Genomic DNA, 16767 nt, shown 5'->3' on the forward strand with positions numbered 1-16767 from the left:
CCATAATTATAATACCTTTGGTAAGACCCGGAGGTAGGGATAGAGATCATCTTGACTCCTTACAGATAAACGCTTTCTCCTGGCTTTGGAACAAGCAGTTTGAAAGGTTCCTGTTGAAAATCTTTTAAAAAGTCCCAGACCTTTTTTTTGAAATCTCGTTGGATATGGATCAGGCAATAAGTTTTGATATTTTGCTCTTTGACCATTTCTAGGAGTTCCCGGATGGAAGCATGGAGATAAACTACGCGTTCCCATGAGAAGGATTCATGGATCAGGAAATCACAATTTTTAAAAAGGGCTTTGGTGGCTTCTGAAAAACTTCCATCCCCGCTATAACAGACGGTTTTTCCTTGATAAGAGATTCGGATTGAGTAATTGGTGACGGAGTGGATACTTTGGGCAAATGACAACTCCAGCTCTCGGAATCGGATTTGTTCTCCTGCGTGGACATCTATAAATTCCAGGGGGAATTCTAACCGTGATATTAAAGTGGGATAGCCTATTTCCATCAATTTGTGAACATACTCTTGAGTGCCTGCATGCCCTATGATGGTTAAAGGAAGGGATCGCTTAGTTTCCCACATTCGGGTTAAGACAGCCGGTAGACCAAAGGCGTGATCGGCATGGTGGTGGCTGAGAAAAATACCGTGAAGGAAATCGGGATCTGTACTCTGTTTCCAGATTTGATGGGGAATACTGTACCCACAATCCATCAAAAGCCGGGTTTGTCCGGTATCACAGAGTATGGAAGTATTGGGAAGCTCTTCATCGAAGGCTTCTCCGGTGCCAAGGAAAGTGAGTTTAAGATTTGAAGGCATGGGAAAAGGCTCTAAGGGATACGCCATGCATAACCTGGTGCTTTGGGTATTGTATGCATGGCGCTAGGGAATAACAGGCAAAATAATATGGGATGGATGTGCTGCATCATGGTAGATGGTATTCTCGGCGATTACGGTTTTTCCATTGGACCATAACGGATCTCCGGTGTTTGGATTTATATCAAATCGCGGATAATTGCTACTGGAGATATCCAGCCGGATACAATGCCCTGCTTTAAAAAGATTACTGGTTGGATAAAGAATTAAAGTAAAGAGGTAAATCTCGCCGGGTTTCATCAATTCCGCTTTTTCTCGGGAGTTTCGATAACGGGCTCGAAGAATGGTATCGGTCAGGTTCATATCATATCCTTCCGGGTAGTCTTCGTTGGGTGGATGAACATCGATGAGTTTAGCCGTAAAGTCCGTATCCAGGGCGGAGGAAGAGGCCCATAGTTTAACCGTGATAGGTCCTGTAACCTCCAGATCTCTCTCTAAAGGAGGAGTTTGATACACCAAAACATCGTGCCGGGAAGCCAGGGGGAGGTAAGGGGGTTTGCAGCCAAAGAATTGAGGATGTTCTTTCTGATGGAAAGCTCCCGGGATTCCGATGATATCGATTTCTCGTTGCTCTATGGGGATTTCCCGTGCACCTTCCGGTCGAGGCATCAATCCTGCCAGGGAAGACATATTCCCTCCGATGGTTGGAACCGGATTTTTAGGATCGTACAGGTAACTATCCGGGGGATCTTCTGGGGGTGGTTTCTGGGTACTCAAGCGACCGCCGCTGTGAAGATAATACTCGGTATAACGGGTCCGGGCCAGGGGCCATTCATACTCATAGCGCCAATGACCTCCGTGGTTCATCCGCCCTTGTCCATTTTTTCTTCCATCTCCGCCGCCCATGACAAAGATTTTTATAGGCGGCTCGTCCAGGATCCCGGTGGGGATTCCTTTCAACCACTGATCAAACCACTTGAGACGCAAAGCATTATAATCAATGATGGCTTCAGGTCCAAAATCTACATCCCCGGCGTAGCTCAGGCCTAAAGTTTTCCATCCATGCGTCCAGGGGCCCATGATGAGCTTGATCGGCTGCTTCTTGATCTTCGATAAGCCGACAAAATTGTCTAAGGTCGATCGGGTATAGGAGTCATACCAGCCACCCGAATAATAGGTAGGGACATCAGCGTGTTGCTCGTAATGCGCTTCGATATTAAAACCCTCTCCTTTCCAAAATTCATCGTAATCTCCATGGGTAATAAGGTCAAAAACCCATTTTTCGTAGTCAGGGATAAATTTAAGGGGAGAGCAACCTTTTTTGAGGGGGGTTCGGGTAAGCCACTCCCGCATATTTACTTGAGCCAGAGCCTTCCCAATGACGGGATTTTCCAGGGCTTCTTTACTTTTAGGTCCTTGAAAACCTAGGGCCCAGCATAAAAATCTCATTTCGAAAGCTCCCATGTGCCTTACAGAACTGGTATGGGCGTTGGATCCGCCTTGATTGATAAACATGGCTCTAAGATGGGGTGGATTAAGGGCAGCCAGAGAACTTTGTGCCCATGCCATATAGGAGGTTCCAATAGTCCCCACAGATCCATTACACCAGGGTTGCCGGGCAATCCATTCAACTGTATCGTATCCATCCGGGCCTTCGTTTTTAAGAAAATAAAAAGTTCCTTCGGATTTATACCGCCCTCGAACATCTTGAATCACTACCACATAACCTCGACTGGCATAATATTCCCCATTCATCTTAACCCGCTCCGGGTCACTTTTATCGTAGGGGGTTCTTTCCAAAATGGCCGGAAATTTTTCCGGTACAGGCTCTCCATTCCGGGCCGGTCGATAAATATCGGTTGCCAGCCGCACCCCATCTCGCATAGGGACCAGGATATTCTTGATCACTACCACATCATACTCCGCAGGACGAGGATTTTCCATTAACAAAAACTGTAATACGTAATACGTAAAAAGGAAACCATCTCCTCATTTACCTATTACGTATAACCTTTTACATCCTTCTCAAGTAAGCTGAAAGAAAAATAATGATGGCTCCTAAGATTATATTTACCATTAGCCACCTGGGTCGATTCTTTTGAATATTGGAAAAGGCCGGTATTGGGAGGGTTAGCATAAGGGAAATAGTAAATAAGGATATAGCCAGAAGAATTTTGAGGGAAAGGATTCCTGTGTACCAACTGGAAAAAGGGGGATTGGTACTGGATATATTATAAACCCCGGAGATTAAGATGAGTCCTATACAGGTCCAGATGATGGCGTTGAACCGACTTGAAATCTTACCCACTAAAACAGGAACCTGGGAACGGTCCAGGACTTTTAAAGAAGGGATTAAAAATAAACGTAAAAAGATAACCCCCCCTAAGGCGATTACGGCCGATGTAATATGCACCCATTGCATGAACGTAGACATCTAAGTATTTCTCCTAATGACAGCCGCAGTTACCGCATCCTCCCCCTGAGCAACTCCCAACTGATTCCGATGAGGTTGAGGTTGAGAAGGAGCCAGTGCTTTTCATTCCAAATACGGAAAACCTTCTGATCACTTCTTTACTTCCACAATTCGGGCACTGGACCTCTGTAAGGTTAGGGTTGCGAATTAATTTTTCAAATCTATCCTTGCAAATAGCACAATCATATTCGTAGATAGGCATAACTTATAAACTTCCTCCTTATTTCCTGCTTTGAATTCGTTGTAGCAAGATTTGTCTGGATGCATTTCGGACAACCTGTGGAATAGCCCTGCTTTTCTGTAAAAAATCCAGATCTTTTTTATTCAGCCGATTTAAATAATTTAGGGATATATCCACCGGTGTCTTAGGATTTTTAATCAGCCTGACCAGAATGTTATAGTTATTTACCCATTCTTTCCTGGCAGCTATAGCCCTCAAAACATCTTCGGAGACTTCCCGCATCCCGGCGATGACTTCAATTTCGGATTCGGTAATTTTGGGATTTTCTAATACCGTCAAAGCAACATCCCGGTCGGTATCCCGGATTAAAATTCTCCGTTCGGCTATCCCTCCTTTCCGCGCCAGTTGGATGCGCTGTCCCACATTCATTTTCTTGATTTGATCCTGAAGAGAAAGGTTTTCCTCTTCTCTTTCCTCAACGGGTTCTTCTACTTCAGCCGTTTTTTTTTGATCTGCCTGTTGATCCTGGAGAAATTTCAGAATCTCTTGTTCGGGGACTAAAGCGGGTAACCGTCGCATAACGAAAGCGACCAGTTCCGGAGTTAACCGAAGAGTTCGAGGATCTAGAGAGTCTGCATTTTTGGAAATAACCTGTAAAATCTGCTTGTTTGCTTCAGCCAGTCGTTCCAATTGCTTGATAATCTGCTCGTTGATCCGCTTCATGAAATCAGATACGATATTAAAATTTATCTCCAAAAGTTGTCCCACACAATCGGAAAGGGTAGGTTCAGATGGAATTTGTTTGATAGAGTCGGCTACTGAGGCTTCTCCAACTTTTTGCGAGGCCGTTTCCACCGACTTTTCAGCTCCCACTCTTTTAAGCAAATCTCTGGCCAGTTGTTCCCGGAGGGGAGCCGGCGTGGCCGGATTCTGAGCGATCAGCTTCATCAGATTGACCTGACTGCTTCCGAAGATTTTAACAAATCGCTCCAGTAACTCAGGTCGGACATTGGGGTCTGCAGCAATAGCCTCGATAATCGATCCCGGCAGCAGTTTTGCAATATGCTCCAGGGTAGTGGCTGAAACAGATGGATTTTTAAGAAGGGCCTGCTGAACGGCGGTACTGGTTTCAAAAATCCGGCTGAGGTAATCTAAGAACTGTGCATCAATCTCCGGGTCCTCTGCAATCATTACCACCTCGTGTTCTGGAAGGGCACTTAAAAGCATCCGGACCATTTCCCTGAACTCCCTATCAGGTCCCATGGCTAATTGGATTAGCACTTTCAAAGTCACTCCGAGATTTGCAGCCAGATCGTTGAGAGGGTTAGAAACCTTCATTTTGTTTTTATGTTCTTGGGATTGCATGGACATGGGATACGTTTTCTTTTACCCTATTCCAGAACGTTGGAAGCAGGCTTGTTTTTAACAGCTCCCGATAACGAAGTGATTCTAGGAAGCGTCACACCCGTAACTACTTCACCTCTCTTACCCAGAGGAGGTAACTTTTGATTATCTAGCTTAAGCTCTAATCCCCCCGCATTACCTGCACTGATGGCAAATTTTTCTCTGGCATACCAGGTCCTTGTCGTAGGGGGTTCTAAAATTCCTTCAAATACCTTTTCGTTGTCTGCATAGATGCGTACCCAGGCTTTTTCGATAAAGGTGATTTCCAGGCTGTGTTCTTTACCTTCACTGGTCGGAGATTTTTCTGTCGGGGTCATATTTACATTCTTTTCACCGGCAGCCGTAGGGGAACCAACTGCTCCGGCAGAATTACCGACCATATTGAGATAAGTACCTGTACCCTTTTCATTGTTTTGGGTATTCAGGGAGGCATTTTTTTCTCGGCTATTCTCATCGGTAGTTTGAGCAGAACTACCCGTCGGCCTGGCATCCTTAAAAGAAGGAGTCGTACCGGCTTGAAGGCTTTCCATAGAGGTATTCCTCGAAGAGGCTCTTATAGAGTCATGGGATCTGGCCAAGACAGCCTCTTCTTTAAGGGGAGCTTCATTTTTTTGGGACAGTTGGGTTTGTTGAGAGGATGAAGAGGGGTTTGGAGGACTACCCAACGCTAATTCTAATATGGAATGATCGGCCTCAGGTTGGTTTTTGACAGTCAGATCTTGATTTTTGCCGGGTAGTTCGTGTTTCTTAAACCCTTCTCTTATGAGGGACCGCTTGGAGTTAAAAAGAGAAAAAAAAGGAATAGATCCCTTTACCTGAAACGAATAACCCAGAATTAAGATTAGCAAGGGAACTAATACTGCTATAAATATCGAGAAAGCTTTGGTGCCTTTTTTTGAGGAAGGAGAGGTCTGAAGGAAAGGAGGCTGTGGATCTTTGGATAAGGAGTTTACAAATTGATCAAAGTTAAACACCGTCTCCTCGGGATTCAAACCGATAAACTTTGCGTAGGATTTCAGAAAACCTCGGACAAAAGTTGCAGCCGGAAGAGATTTTAGATCATCCTCTTCAATAGCTTTCAAATAACGTAAATTCACCTTTGTATAATCGGCAACCTCCTCCAGCGTAATCCCTCTCAATTCTCGTTCTTCTTTTAAAAGTTTTCCAAAAGATTTCATCTTTTACTGATCCCTTAACTGGATGGGAGGTTTATCTGGATGTTATACAGATCGTTTAGATCTCCCTGTTAGCTTTTACCATCCGTATCTTTGTTAAGGTACTCTTTGTTGAGAAGGTAAAAACCTAAGGCATTCAGGCCTAATATTTGAGAGTATCCTACTTACATCTTGAGAATCTGTCAAATAAATTTTTCGCTTGGCAACGGTTTTTATGAAAGTTTAGACCCTTAAAAATAAAGAATGCATAGTTGACATCATAATTCAGGGACAAGGATTTCACTTGACCTGATAGAGGCGTTAGCCTATAATATACCCTTAGCTGGTATCAGTAAGCCTTTAGAAGATCGGAGGGATCTATGAAAGAAGAAGAGTTATTAAGTTTTGACTTACAACAAAAACTCCTGCATATTGCCTGGGAAACTCTATCGATTTATCTCATTCATAAAAAAGTGCCGGAGATCGTGGTTACAGAGCCAGAATTACAGATGAAAAAAGGGGTTTTTGTGACTCTTAAAAAAGGGGATCTCTTGCGTGGATGTATAGGTGATATCGATGGAAAGCGTAGTTTATGGCAATCGGCTCAGGAAATAGTTATTGCCGCCGCTACAAGGGATCCCAGATTTCCTCCGCTGACTGAAGAGGAACTAAAGGATATTCATATAGAAATTTCCGTGTTATCTCCGTTTGAAAAAATTTCAGATCCGACCTGCATTCGAATAGGCCAACATGGGATTCTCGTCAAAAAAAGTCCTTTTAGTGGATTACTTCTTCCACAAGTCGCCGTGGAACAGGGATGGGATACTCTGACTTTCTTAGAACATGCTTGTAAAAAAGCCTGGTTGCCAGGAGATGCCTGGAAGGATCCTGAAACGGAAATTTATGTCTTTACCGCTCAGGTTTTTGGTGCAAAACCAACTTTGGATAGTCGATATTCCCTTTCACATTCTACTTCAGAATGATCGATATTCATTCCCACATTTTACCTAATTTAGATGATGGAGCTAAAAACATAGAACAGGCCCTCCAACTGTGTCGAATGGCGGAGCGGGATGGGGTTAAGACCATGGTGGCAACTCCTCATATGCTGGATGGTCAATTCTCCTTCGGTCCTGAAACCATCCTTCTGAGATTTGCCGAATTGACCAGTTTTTTAAAGAAGGCCAAAATAAATTTAGAAATTTTACCCGGTGCGGAGATTCATATCACCCCGAATCTGGCGCAAAAAATCATCCACCGGGAAGTGTTAACGCTTAACCATACAGGTCGATATATTCTTCTGGAACTACCTTTTCAAAGAATCCCTCCCCAAACAAAAGAAGTAATCTTTGATCTTCTGCTTAATCGGATAACTCCTATTATTGTCCATCCTGAAAGAATTGCCGAAGTTCAAGAAGATCCCAACACATTGTACGATTTTATTTCTCTAGGCGCTTTATCTCAGATAACGGCTTCCAGTCTTACCGGCAGGTTTGGATCGAAGGCGAAAAAATGTGCCATCCGCCTGATTGAACAGAACCTGACCCATATAATTGCCTCCGATACCCATTCCCCCGATTTAAGACCTCCTGGACTGACCGAAGCAGTTAAAATAGTGGGTAAAATAATCGGCCAGGAAGCAGCCTGGAATATGGTGAGCCTATTTCCAGAGAAAATCCTGAAGGGAGAGCCCTTGGATCATTTACCTGAACCTACCCGAAGTAAATCAAGTTCTTTTTGGTTTTTTCGTTGAATAAACCAGAGAATCCTTAAACCCTCCTGGATCATAGAAAAATCTTATATCAAAGGTTCTGGCTAAATAGAAATTTTCTATTTGCCTTATAGAGGGTTTTACTATTAGGTTAAATACAGGAAGATCTTAAATCTAGGATTTTTACCTTCAGGATGTCCCCTTAAAGGATTCAAAAGGTAGAGGGGTTAACCGGCTAGGGGATACCTTAAAGGAATTATGAGCAAGAAAGACCGATGGGAATTGACAAAAACCGTTGAGTGCGGGGGTTGAGCTGCGAAATTAAGCCCAACGGTGTTGGGCCACGCACTGGCAGGACTAAGCAGACCGGCCGATGAAAATCTTCTGGTGGGTATTGAAACAGCCGATGATGCAGGGGTCTATAAATTGACCTCAGATCTGGCTTTGGTTCAGACGGTGGATTTTATTACGCCCATCGTAGACGACCCCTATCTTTTTGGCCAGATTGCCGCAGCCAATTCCATCAGCGATATCTATGCCATGGGTGGAAGGCCCCTGACGGTCATGAATATTTTATGCTTCCCGGTTTATAAACTGGATTCTAAAGCCTTAGACCTGATTTTAGAAGGTGGTCAGGATAAAGCCATGGAGGCCGGTGCAGTGCTTGTGGGAGGTCATACGGTCGACGATGATCAACTGAAATATGGGATGTCGGTGACCGGGATTGTGCACCCTGAAAAGGTTCTACGCAACTCTACGGCAAAATTAGGAGATAAGCTTATTTTGACAAAGCCTCTAGGAACCGGGATTATTTCCACTGCAATTAAGAAACGGAAGGCTTCTTTACAGGCCGAAGAGGAAATCTGCCGCAGTATGACCCAACTTAATAAAATCGCTGCAGAAGAGATGCAAAACTTCACCGTTCATGCCTGTACCGATATCACCGGTTTCGGTCTTATAGGCCACGGTTGGGAGATGGCTAAAGGGAGCGGCCTGGGCCTGAAAATTCGGGCTTCCCAGGTTCCTATCTTCGAAGAAGCCCTTCCCCTTGCTAAAAAAGGCATACTAACCCGTGGGGATAGAACCAATCGGGAATATGTTCAAGGTAACTATACCATCGATGAATCCATCTCAAAGGAAGTGGTTCACGTTCTGTTTGATCCCCAGACCTCCGGAGGTCTTCTGATTTCCATCTCTCCAGACCAGGCCGATGCGCTTCTGAAAAAGCTCTGGGAGCGTGGAATTACCGCTGCCCGAATTATCGGAGAGGTTATCCATGAAGCCGGACGGATTGTAGTAGTCCCATAGACATAAAGGGCAGTAAACGTCCAGGGATAGTTAATAAAGAGACGGTAAGCTGCCCCTTATCTTCTCACTCCCTCCCATACCATTCCATAAAAAAAGTACCGCCGGGTTCTTTCCTCATAGATATCGAAAAAAGATTTTCCCTCCTTTTTCAATTGAGAGATGTGGGGAAAAATTTTTTCCAACTCGTGGTAGGTAAAAATTCTACGTTTCCAGGCCCTGAGAAACACCTCAAAATGTTGACTCAAGTCTTGGAGCACCTGGGGATTCGCAAGGGAGTGATAAAACAAATACAGGCGATTTCCTGGATTCAACCTTTCGGAGGCTTGAAAAATCAACTTTCGCAAAAGCTCTGCCCCATCAAAACCTCCCTGGTAGGCTATAGAAAAAGTACCCGGGTTGGAAACCGGTTTTTGGGGTAAATTACTCAAGATTACATCAATGGACTCCGTTTTTGGAATGCTTTGTAAAAGATCTCCCTGGAAAAACAGAACGTCTGCCCGGTTTAACTTTACATTCTCCCGGGCATATTTTAAGCACTTTTCATCTATATCCGTAGCCAGAACTCTTCTGGCCCCTAATCGATAACATAAGATGGATAAAAAACCGGTTCCACATCCTACCTCGCAAACCACCTGACCCTGGATCTTTTCTCGATCCTGGATCAAAACCCTGGCAATGGAAAAAGTTGCATGGTCGGCCCCTAACCCCAGCCGATCATCTCCCTGCTCCAGAATAGGTTCCAGACTCTCCAAAATGATTTCCCGCGGTCTCGGTCCTCCATAAACGAGGGAACTTTCCACAAAATCAGTGTGCTGGACGGCTCCTTCTGTATGGATATTTAACGATAACGTGCTCTGAAGGGTTTTTAAATAAACTGAAAAATCCCTCATCTGATCCTTTTAAAATAATACCCCAGGCGGTCCCTGCTTTATACCACATTTCAATACCGACCTGGTATAATATAATACCCCAAGGATAGCCTCCTGGCAATTATGCAGTATTTTCATAATGAAGTGGTGTGGTATGACCTTTTAGGGTAAAATTGAAATAAAGAGTTGATATATGATTTTATCAATGTACTTTATGTTTAAGCAGTCTTCTTTAAGAATTACATTTTTCGAATTCAAGGGGTAAATAAACCCGAATATTAAATTTACAATACCGTAAAAGCAATCCAGATAGATAAAGGTTGCAGGCTTTCGGGTAAATTTTACGGTAATGTGAGATTTTTTACTCTGAGGATCTCTTATGAGTAATTCTTTACCCCATGTTGTTATTATTGGTGGCGGATTTGGTGGGCTTTATGCTGCTCGAGAGTTACGTCGTGCACCCGTACGAGTGACCGTAATTGACCGTCACAACCACCATCTTTTTCAGCCTTTACTATACGAGGTAGCGACGGCTGCTCTTTCTCCGGGTGAGATTGCCGAACCGATTCGCCATATTCTGCGTCGTCAGCATAATACCTGTGTACGGCTGGCAGAAGTCATCGGGATAGATGTGGCTGCACGTCGGGTAAAGCTCTCCAATCATGAGGAGATTCCTTACGATTATCTTATTGTAGCCACCGGTGCTACCCATTCTTATTTTGGTCACAACGAATGGGCTGAGATAGCGCCGGGATTAAAGACCCTTGAGGATGCCATTGAAATTCGGCGTCGCTTCTTATTGGCCTTTGAAAAAGCAGAATGGGAGTCAGACCCAAAGCGACGGCGAGCGCTTCTCACCTTCGTCATCATTGGAGGGGGCCCAACGGGTGTTGAACTTGCCGGTACTATGTCAGAGGTAGCCCGACGCATGTTGGTAAAGGATTTTAAACATCTCGATGCCGACAGTATTCGTGTGATACTCCTGGAAGGTTTACCTCGGGTACTCCCTGCATATCCAGAAAACCTGTCTGAGAGTGCCAAGAAGCAGTTGGAAAAGTTGGGGGTTGAAGTCCGGGTTAATACCAGGGTTACGGGTATCGAACCGGGTGCCGTCCTTATCGGTCAAGAGCGAATTGAAACGGAGAATATATTCTGGGCGGCCGGGGTGGCAGCTTCGCCACTTGGTGCGACTCTGGGTGTTCCCTTAGACAGAAACGGACGGGTGGAGGTAAAAGTTGATCTGTCTATTGAAAATCATCCGGAAGTGTTCGTCATTGGGGATCTTGCGGCCGTTACCGATGCCGAAGGTAAAAAGGTTCCAGGTGTTGCCCCTGCAGCTATCCAGATGGGGCGCCATGCGGCTAAAAATATTCAAGCAGATCTTAAAGGACTCCCTCGGAAACCCTTCATTTATAAAGATAGAGGTAAGCTTGCAACCATTGGCCGTGCGGCTGCCGTTGCCGATCTGGGTCGGTTTCAATTCTCGGGATTGTTTGCCTGGTTGGCCTGGCTCATTGTCCATATTTACTTTCTTATCGGTTTCGATAATCGTCTTCTTGTACTCTTCCAATGGGCCTGGGCCTACCTGGGCTTTAACCGTAGCACAAGACTGATTACCTACTACGAAACTCAGTATGAGCCCTCCCCAAAACCACAAAAAATCATTTAGGGCCTCAGGTAGACCGGATCCGGTCCCTGGCCGGAAGTAGGGGGAGGGGGTGGTCGGCTTTACCCGATATTTTTAGGACAGACCTTTGGTACCTTAAAAACTAGAAGGGAGTGAAGTTTATGGAAGCATTATCCAAAACACCTATCTTACCCCAAGATGAACTAGAAATCCTAATGCAGAAGCATGAGGGACCTTGTATCTCAATTTTTATGCCTGCTTATCGGACGGAGGTCCAGCAGAATACCATTCGATTTAAGAATATGCTTCGGAAGGCCGAGGAACTTCTTAATGCGAGGGGTTGGCGAGAATCCGAAACAAAGGAGCTGTTGGGCCCGGCCCAGGGATTATTGAAGGATAGCTATTTTTGGCAACATCAACGGGATGGCCTGGCGGTATTCTGCTCCTCGGAGCTTTTTCGTTATTACCCTCTCCCAACTCGATTTGAGGAATTGGTAGTCGTTGCAGATCGCTTTCACGTTAAACCGCTCCTTTCGTTATTTAACGGAGATGGACAATTCTATGTCCTTGCCCTCAGCCAAAAAGATGTTCGATTACTTAAGGGTTCTCGCTATAGTGTTACAGAAGTCGATTTAGAGGGAGTACCCAAGAGCCTTGCCGAGGCCCTCCAATATGATGATTACAGCAAGTTAACCCACTTTTATCCAGGTTCCCAGGGCAGGTCCAGTGGTAAGATAACTCCGCTTTCAGGCCATGGAGTTGGCGGGGATGATGATAAGCGGGAGCCCCGGGATGAAATCCGCCGTTATTTTCTCCAGATCGACGCAGGGCTCCATGATCTGCTTCGGGAAGAACGAGCACCACTGGTTTTAGCCGGGGTTGAGTATCTTCTACCCATTTATAGGGAAGTAAGTACCTATCCCCATTTGATGGAGGAAGGTATAACCGGGAATCCAGAAGGATTACATGCAGAAGAACTCCATGAACGGGCCTGGACCCTCGTCCAACCCTATTTTCAGAAGGCTTTCAACGCAGCAGCCGCCCAGTACCGACAATTTGCAGGTACCCCACGCGCTTCCCATGATATTCATGTGATTCTCCCGGCCGCTTATTACGGTCGAGTCGACTTTCTGTTTGTTGCCACAAATGTCCAGCAATGGGGTACCTTTGATCCGAATACCCATACCGTTCAGTTACACTCTAATCCGGAACCCGGCGATGAAGATCTATTGGATTTAGCAGCCGTTCAAACCTTCCTGCACGGAGGAAGGGTATATGCCGTCTCCCGGGAAGAGATCCCCGATGACCACCATCATGGACCCCTGGCTGCCGTATTTCGCTATTAAAGGATTTAAGTCGGACATAGCTCGAAAGGCCGGTCGCCCAGGATCTGGAGAGCCGGCCTTTCGAGCTATAGGGGTTATCTCTTACCCAGAGAAATGTAAATTCCCATCAGGATACAGCTTCCGCCTAAAACTTCTATCCAAGTTGGAACCTCTTTTAATAAAAGATAGGCTAATAGGGAAGCACCGACAGGCTCTCCCAGAATACTTACCGAAACCACAGGGGCCGGGAGATATTTTAAGGACCAGTTAAAGGAAGAATGACCGATAATGGTCGGAATAAGGGCCAGAAGCAGGAATAGAAAATAGGTTTTCAAAGAATATCCCCGTAAAGGAAGGTTAAGCCATACGCTTAGAAAAATTAAGAGGAGTGCAGAAGTTGTGTAGACAAGAAAAATATAAGTTAACAAGGAGAGTTGCTGCCTCAGTTTCCTTCCAAGCAGGAGATAGAAGGCCATCATTCCTGCACCGGCCAGGGCCAGGAAATCACCCCATAACCCGCCTTTTCCTGTAGAGTATCCCCCTGTACTTATCAAGATTCCACCTCCCAGGGTCATAACGATGCCCACAACTAACCGCCGAGAAACCCGCTCTTTCAAAATAAAATGGGAAATTATCCCAACAAAAATAGGACTGGTTGTAACCAATACCACGGATCTGGTGATGGAAGTATATTGTAGGGAGGTAATCCAGAGGGCAAAATGTAACCCTAAGAAAAATCCGGATAATAGAGAGAGAAGAACTTGCTCGAAGGATAACCGGTTTAACTCCTTAAAACGGGTTATAAGGGTAACAGGTAGTAAAATGATAGCGGCCAACCCCATTCGATATCCCGCAATAATTAAAGGAGGAACTTGTGAAGGAGGAATTTGAACAAGTCGAATTAATATGGCTGCAAAGGAAACGCTGACAATTCCCAAAAACAAACTCAGGTAAAGTTTTAATGGTGAGGGCCTCTGTTGCGTCATGGAATACCCTAAGTAAATCGAACAAGTTGATGAAAGTCAAGAAATTTAATAAGATATTCTTTCGTTCTTGACACTCAACAGGAAGTTTGATAGGGTGACCCTCAGATTTGCTTATGAAGGAACAACCGGAAAAAACCCTAAAGATAAAAGAGTTTTTAAAACAAGTTCCTCTTTTTACGGATCTGGAAGATGAGGAGATTGATCTGATCTACCAGGTTTCGCGGATTGTACACTATCCTCCGGACACCCTTATTCTTAGTGAAGATGAACCGGGTAATAGACTCTATGTCATCCTGACCGGAAGGGTCAAAATCGCCCTGTGGGGAGAAGAGGGGCAGGAAATCATTCTTTCAGTTTTAAAACAGGGAGAGTTTTTTGGAGAAATGTCCCTTTTGGATGAAGAACCCCGATCTGCCAATGTGGTTACCCTGGAAGATACCGAAACCATTAGCATCCAACGAAAAGATTTTACCGCTCAGATGAAAAAACACCCCGGGATACTTTTGAAAGTCGCCAGGGAACTTTGTAGAAGGTTACGAAATGCAGATAAAAAGATAGGAGATCTGGCCTTTCTCCAGGTGTATGGACGTGTTGCTCAGCTACTTATGCAACTTGCAAGCTCCCAGGGGATCGTGACCAAATATGGAATCCTCATCCCCAATATGCCAACTCATCGGGAAATAGCAGCCAATTTGGGAAGTTCTCGGGAGGCGGTGTCTCGAGTTTTGAGTGACATGAAAAAAAGAGGTCAAATTTCTACGTCAGGTCGGCAACTCATCCTCCATGAAAAACTCATGGACACTCTGGATTAATCTTTCAACCTATTTCTCCTTTCTTTTACGAGCTTTTAACCCTTCCTTTCTGGCAACAGTTTTGCTGAATAAAAAAACTTATACTCCCTTTACCTTTTTTAAACATCACCTTTTGTCGTCATAAACCCCAGGGGGGGTTGGTGTTGTTGGGTTAACAAAACTTAAGATCAAATTTTTAATTGTTGAGAGAGCTATTTCGTCTAAATTTTAGACATATTTAAAATATATTCTTCTGAAAGCCAGATTTTTACAGATCTGATAGGGACTTTAAACCAAATATCCTGAACCTCACTAAAATAAACCGTTAAACTGGTTTGACAGAAATTGTCCATGGTTAGAAGGAAAATTGTCACTTTTTGATTGTTATTTTTACCTACTTATCCAGTGTGTAGAATTTACTTAAAAAAAATCTATCAATCCAGGCCAATTCTTTTAGGGGTTGTAGGGTTTCTTTTAGGAGTCGTAACAGGGGTAACAGGGTTTTTAAAACCAGACTCGGTAGAAAGATATTCGCTCCCCCATCCCACGATTTCTGTAACGATCTTCATGGTGATTTGCTTCCTCTATGCGCTTATGGCCGGGTTGATTCATGGTCATAGTCGCCTGAAGCAGGTTTCGGCAAAAGTCTTAAAGGCTCAGGAAGAGGAGAGAAGGAGGCTTTCCAGGGAGCTTCATGATGGTATAGGACAATCCATGCTGGCTATTAAATTAAATCTTCAAATGATGGAAGAGAAGGTGAAGAAGGGGATTCCCATCGGGCGAGAGTCCCTGCAAGAGCTTATTCTGGAGATTTCTAATTCCATTGAAGAAATACGGCAGGTAGCTATGGACCTGAGACCTTCCATTTTAGAACACATAGATCTGATCAGTGCCCTGGAATGGTATGGAAAAAAATTTCAGGCAAAGTCAGGTATACAGGTAAAGATCTACGCCGAGGGTCCTATAGAAACTTCTCTTATGGTGAAAGACAATTTGTATCGGATTTATCAAGAAGCCCTTAGTAATATCCTTAAACATGCAAAGGCCAGTTTGGTAGAAACCACCCTTCAAGTCCGGGGGAAGATTTTATCTTTAAAGATTACAGATGATGGGAAAGGTTTTGAGGTGACCCGTTTACCGGGAACCCATCAAGGACTCGGGCTTTCTACGATCCAGGAGCGAACCGAACTTTTAGGGGGGATTTTTAAGGTAATGAGTTCAAAGGGGAAAGGGACGATGCTTTACCTTGAAATACCCTTTACCTAAACTCGTACGTGTTCAGGGGGTACCTTCTATGATTCGTGTTATTGTTGCCGATGATCATACCCTTTTCCGGCAAGGGTTGGTAGAACTACTTCATTCTACCAAGAGTGTGACGGTAATCGGAGAGGCCCGAAATGGCTCAGAAGCCTTAAATTTGATAACCCATATGCAACCTGACGTAGCCATCCTGGACATCTCGATGCCGAATCCCAATGGAATTGAGATTGCCAGGGAAGTCCATCGAGGGAATTTAAACACTAAAATCATCCTTCTCACCATGCACAAAGACCCTATTCTCCTCTCCCAGGCTTTAGACACCTGTGCTTCCGGTTATCTCCTTAAAGATAATACCTTGGAGGATCTGATCTATGCTCTAAAAGCCGTTACTTCCGGGGGAAGGTTTATCAGTCCTTCTTTAGCCGAAAACATTTTAAAAATCCAACAAGCCCCAAATATGACGCTGACCCAACGAGAACGAGAGGTTCTAAAATGGATTGCCTGGGGCTGCTCAAATAAGCAGATAGCTACCAAGCTCTTTATCAGCGTTAAGACCGTTGAGACCCACCGAACGAGAATCATGCAAAAACTTAACCTTCACAATACGGCAGATCTGGTTCGGTATGCTATACAATCAGGGTTGATAGGGTCTTATACTTTGTTCTGGTAATAAAAAGCGATCATTACCAGGTGTGGCCGCGATGAAACCACCCTCTGAGGTGAGAGAAACGGCCTCGTTCCTATCTTCCCATACAAGGGCCTCCCGGAAGTATCCTTGTAACTCTCTTCCCTCACCCCCGGCCCCTCTCCCCTCACCCCTTGTCCTCCTCTCCTGTGTAGGGGCGGGAGGCCTCCCGCCCCTA

Annotated in this window: 16 protein-coding genes; 8 read left to right on the top strand and 8 right to left on the bottom strand. The window is 44.7% G+C overall.

Going from position 1 to position 16767, the window contains the following annotated elements; all coding sequences use genetic code 11:
* Positions 1–59: 59 nt before the first annotated feature.
* The 5 genes from VNM22_09695 to VNM22_09715 all read right to left on the bottom strand — a co-directional run bounded on the left by VNM22_09695 (position 60) and on the right by VNM22_09715 (position 6051).
* Positions 60–818 (bottom strand): ribonuclease Z, encoded by a 759-nt coding sequence (locus tag VNM22_09695; protein HWP47421.1) that lies wholly within the window; start codon positions 816–818, stop codon positions 60–62.
* Between the two features lie 63 nt (positions 819–881).
* Complete coding sequence (locus VNM22_09700; protein HWP47422.1) at positions 882–2759, bottom strand: CocE/NonD family hydrolase; 1878 nt, start codon at positions 2757–2759, stop codon at positions 882–884.
* A gap of 70 nt (positions 2760–2829) precedes the next feature.
* Positions 2830–3249 carry a CopD family protein gene (locus VNM22_09705; protein HWP47423.1) on the bottom strand — a complete coding sequence of 140 codons (420 nt, stop codon included), beginning with the start codon at positions 3247–3249 and terminating at the stop codon, positions 2830–2832.
* Positions 3250–3508: 259 nt separating this feature from the next.
* Positions 3509–4840: a hypothetical protein gene (locus VNM22_09710; GenBank protein ID HWP47424.1), complete on the bottom strand. Its 1332-nt coding sequence runs from the start codon at positions 4838–4840 to the stop codon at positions 3509–3511.
* 20 nt (positions 4841–4860) lie between these two features.
* On the bottom strand, positions 4861–6051 hold the full coding sequence (locus VNM22_09715) for a RodZ domain-containing protein (GenBank protein HWP47425.1): 1191 nt from the start codon (positions 6049–6051) through the stop codon (positions 4861–4863).
* Between the two features lie 356 nt (positions 6052–6407).
* On the opposite strand from VNM22_09715, the gene amrA reads away from it, so the two are divergent.
* The 3 genes from amrA to selD all read left to right on the top strand — a co-directional run bounded on the left by amrA (position 6408) and on the right by selD (position 9046).
* Complete coding sequence (gene amrA, locus VNM22_09720) at positions 6408–7010, top strand: AmmeMemoRadiSam system protein A (GenBank protein ID HWP47426.1); 603 nt, start codon at positions 6408–6410, stop codon at positions 7008–7010.
* The gene (locus VNM22_09725) at positions 7007–7780 is read left to right on the top strand and encodes a CpsB/CapC family capsule biosynthesis tyrosine phosphatase (protein ID HWP47427.1); all 774 of its coding nucleotides are present in this window, start codon (positions 7007–7009) and stop codon (positions 7778–7780) included. The genes amrA and VNM22_09725 overlap by 4 nt, the downstream gene beginning before the upstream one ends.
* 216 nt (positions 7781–7996) lie before the next feature.
* Positions 7997–9046, top strand: coding sequence for a selenide, water dikinase SelD (selD, locus tag VNM22_09730; GenBank protein HWP47428.1), 1050 nt, complete (start codon positions 7997–7999; stop codon positions 9044–9046).
* Between the two features lie 56 nt (positions 9047–9102).
* Here the strand turns inward: selD and VNM22_09735 are convergent, their stop codons facing one another.
* Positions 9103–9936: a 50S ribosomal protein L11 methyltransferase gene (locus VNM22_09735; GenBank protein ID HWP47429.1), complete on the bottom strand. Its 834-nt coding sequence runs from the start codon at positions 9934–9936 to the stop codon at positions 9103–9105.
* Positions 9937–10294: 358 nt separating this feature from the next.
* Here VNM22_09735 and VNM22_09740 point away from each other — a divergent pair, with 358 nt between their 5' ends.
* Together VNM22_09740 and VNM22_09745 are read left to right on the top strand one after the other, a co-directional pair.
* Positions 10295–11584, top strand: coding sequence for an NAD(P)/FAD-dependent oxidoreductase (locus VNM22_09740; GenBank protein HWP47430.1), 1290 nt, complete (start codon positions 10295–10297; stop codon positions 11582–11584).
* 119 nt (positions 11585–11703) lie between these two features.
* Positions 11704–12888, top strand: a complete 1185-nt coding sequence (locus tag VNM22_09745; GenBank protein HWP47431.1) for a hypothetical protein — start codon at positions 11704–11706, stop codon at positions 12886–12888.
* Positions 12889–12962: 74 nt separating this feature from the next.
* Here the strand turns inward: VNM22_09745 and VNM22_09750 are convergent, their stop codons facing one another.
* On the bottom strand, positions 12963–13853 hold the full coding sequence (locus VNM22_09750) for a DMT family transporter (GenBank protein ID HWP47432.1): 891 nt from the start codon (positions 13851–13853) through the stop codon (positions 12963–12965).
* 113 nt (positions 13854–13966) lie between these two features.
* On the opposite strand from VNM22_09750, the gene VNM22_09755 reads away from it, so the two are divergent.
* Positions 13967–14665: a Crp/Fnr family transcriptional regulator gene (locus VNM22_09755; GenBank protein HWP47433.1), complete on the top strand. Its 699-nt coding sequence runs from the start codon at positions 13967–13969 to the stop codon at positions 14663–14665.
* 413 nt (positions 14666–15078) lie between these two features.
* Here VNM22_09755 and VNM22_09760 read toward each other — a convergent pair whose 3' ends face one another.
* Positions 15079–15213 carry a hypothetical protein gene (locus VNM22_09760; GenBank protein ID HWP47434.1) on the bottom strand — a complete coding sequence of 45 codons (135 nt, stop codon included), beginning with the start codon at positions 15211–15213 and terminating at the stop codon, positions 15079–15081.
* Here VNM22_09760 and VNM22_09765 point away from each other — a divergent pair.
* Together VNM22_09765 and VNM22_09770 are read left to right on the top strand one after the other, a co-directional pair.
* The gene (locus VNM22_09765) at positions 15212–15910 is read left to right on the top strand and encodes a histidine kinase (protein HWP47435.1); all 699 of its coding nucleotides are present in this window, start codon (positions 15212–15214) and stop codon (positions 15908–15910) included. The genes VNM22_09760 and VNM22_09765 overlap by 2 nt on opposite strands.
* 28 nt (positions 15911–15938) lie before the next feature.
* Complete coding sequence (locus VNM22_09770) at positions 15939–16574, top strand: response regulator transcription factor (protein HWP47436.1); 636 nt, start codon at positions 15939–15941, stop codon at positions 16572–16574.
* Positions 16575–16767: the final 193 nt, after the last annotated feature.

This window comes from Candidatus Limnocylindrales bacterium, from assembly GCA_035559535.1.
GTDB lineage: Bacteria > Moduliflexota > Moduliflexia > Moduliflexales > JAUQPW01 > JAUQPW01.

Coding starts and splice junctions, on each gene's coding strand:
- VNM22_09695 (HWP47421.1), bottom strand. CDS start 818: ATGCCTTCAAATCTTAAACTCACTTTCCTTGGCACCGGAGAAGCCTTC.
- VNM22_09700 (HWP47422.1), bottom strand. CDS start 2,759: ATGGAAAATCCTCGTCCTGCGGAGTATGATGTGGTAGTGATCAAGAAT.
- VNM22_09705 (HWP47423.1), bottom strand. CDS start 3,249: ATGTCTACGTTCATGCAATGGGTGCATATTACATCGGCCGTAATCGCC.
- VNM22_09710 (HWP47424.1), bottom strand. CDS start 4,840: ATGTCCATGCAATCCCAAGAACATAAAAACAAAATGAAGGTTTCTAAC.
- VNM22_09715 (HWP47425.1), bottom strand. CDS start 6,051: ATGAAATCTTTTGGAAAACTTTTAAAAGAAGAACGAGAATTGAGAGGG.
- amrA (HWP47426.1), top strand. CDS start 6,408: ATGAAAGAAGAAGAGTTATTAAGTTTTGACTTACAACAAAAACTCCTG.
- VNM22_09725 (HWP47427.1), top strand. CDS start 7,007: ATGATCGATATTCATTCCCACATTTTACCTAATTTAGATGATGGAGCT.
- VNM22_09735 (HWP47429.1), bottom strand. CDS start 9,936: ATGAGGGATTTTTCAGTTTATTTAAAAACCCTTCAGAGCACGTTATCG.
- VNM22_09740 (HWP47430.1), top strand. CDS start 10,295: ATGAGTAATTCTTTACCCCATGTTGTTATTATTGGTGGCGGATTTGGT.
- VNM22_09745 (HWP47431.1), top strand. CDS start 11,704: ATGGAAGCATTATCCAAAACACCTATCTTACCCCAAGATGAACTAGAA.
- VNM22_09750 (HWP47432.1), bottom strand. CDS start 13,853: ATGACGCAACAGAGGCCCTCACCATTAAAACTTTACCTGAGTTTGTTT.
- VNM22_09755 (HWP47433.1), top strand. CDS start 13,967: ATGAAGGAACAACCGGAAAAAACCCTAAAGATAAAAGAGTTTTTAAAA.
- VNM22_09765 (HWP47435.1), top strand. CDS start 15,212: ATGGTGATTTGCTTCCTCTATGCGCTTATGGCCGGGTTGATTCATGGT.
- VNM22_09760 (HWP47434.1), bottom strand. CDS start 15,213: ATGAAGATCGTTACAGAAATCGTGGGATGGGGGAGCGAATATCTTTCT.
- VNM22_09770 (HWP47436.1), top strand. CDS start 15,939: ATGATTCGTGTTATTGTTGCCGATGATCATACCCTTTTCCGGCAAGGG.